This window comes from Ruminiclostridium cellobioparum DSM 1351 = ATCC 15832, from assembly GCF_000621505.1.
GTDB lineage: Bacteria > Bacillota > Clostridia > Acetivibrionales > DSM-1351 > Ruminiclostridium > Ruminiclostridium cellobioparum.
This window is the reverse complement of the sequence record NZ_JHYD01000086.1, coordinates 1-1,333: the sequence shown is the minus strand read 5'-3', so window position 1 is coordinate 1,333 and position 1,333 is coordinate 1. Positions and strand designations below refer to the sequence as shown.

At 36.5% G+C, this 1,333-nt stretch carries 1 protein-coding gene; it reads left to right on the top strand.

The features are described 5' to 3' along the window. The first annotated feature begins 26 nt into the window (after window positions 1-26). Complete coding sequence (locus tag T344_RS0119420) at window positions 27-1,085, top strand: IS30 family transposase (RefSeq protein WP_340140766.1); 1,059 nt, start codon at window positions 27-29, stop codon at window positions 1,083-1,085. Window positions 1,086-1,333 lie beyond the last annotated feature (248 nt).

The window sequence follows — 1,333 nt, the reverse complement described above, 5'->3', positions numbered from 1 at the left end:
GCCTTACAAATCTCTGTAAGCGTCCTATCTCATGCAAGAAACAATGTAGGACCTGTAACTCTTGTAATACCCGTTGTGATCAATTTGAAGAGGAAATTTGCAAAAAGATATTAAAAGCTCCCTTTGTTTGTAACGGTTGTATTAAAAAGGTTGGATGCAGGCTTGATAAATATTTTTATAAATCAGCTCCGGCCAACCGTCAATACAAGACTATTCTTGCTGAATCCAGAAATGGTATCAACATATCTGAAGATAGACTTAAACAAATGGATTCAATTGTTACACCTTTAATATTACAGGGGCAGACACCGTACCAGATACTTAAAAATCATCCCGAACTCCAATGTTCCGAAAAAACCATATATAATTACATTTCGTCCGGTACTTTATCTGTAAAAAACATTGATCTTCCGAGAAAAGTAAAATACAAACCTCGCAAGCAAGAGCGGCCAAAAGCCAAAGATACAGGGATTTTCGAGGGACGAACTTACAATAATTTCATCAAATATATGGAATCTCATCCAGAAACAAACGTTGTGGAAATGGATACAGTAGTCGGTTGTGAGGGTAGCCGAAAAGTACTTCTTACATTCTTCTTCCGTAACTGCAAATTAATGCTGATTTACCTTTTGCCAAACAAGACGGCAGATTCTGTCAAAAAGGTATTCGACCATCTGGAAGAAAAAATGTCTACCATCGGATTCTATAATACATTTCCTGTTATTTTAACCGACAGAGGTACTGAATTCTCAAACCCTGACGGGCTGGAATGCGGAATTAACAATGCTATACGGACATTCATATATTTTTGCGACCCTATGGCTTCATGGCAAAAGCCAGGTATAGAAAAGAACCACGAATATATACGTTCTATTCTTCCGAAAGGCTCATCCTTCGATAAGCTGACGCAATGGGATATAACAAAGCTTGCAAATCACATTAATAGTACAGCTAGAGCCAGCCTAAATGGTTTAGCCCCAATTAAACTGGCCCATTTGCTGCTTGAAAAACAAGCAGTTAATGCATTCGGATTAAAAGAGATATCCTGCGACGATATCATTCTAAAACCAAAACTGCTGAAATAGAAGCATAAAAAAGAGTTAAAACTGCGGATAGAAACCTCAATATCAACTCCCTTTCGAGTGGAATTTAGTTTTTCACAAAATCCTCCAGTCGATTGTTTGCCATGCAATTTTTTCTTCCGAGCATTTTCTGTATGTTTATTATACTATATTTGAGCAACAAAAAATATAACTCAAACACTTGATTTAATGGAATTTACTCTTCACAGCAGAATTTAAAAATGCAATGGAATTTACTTTTTCACTCAACG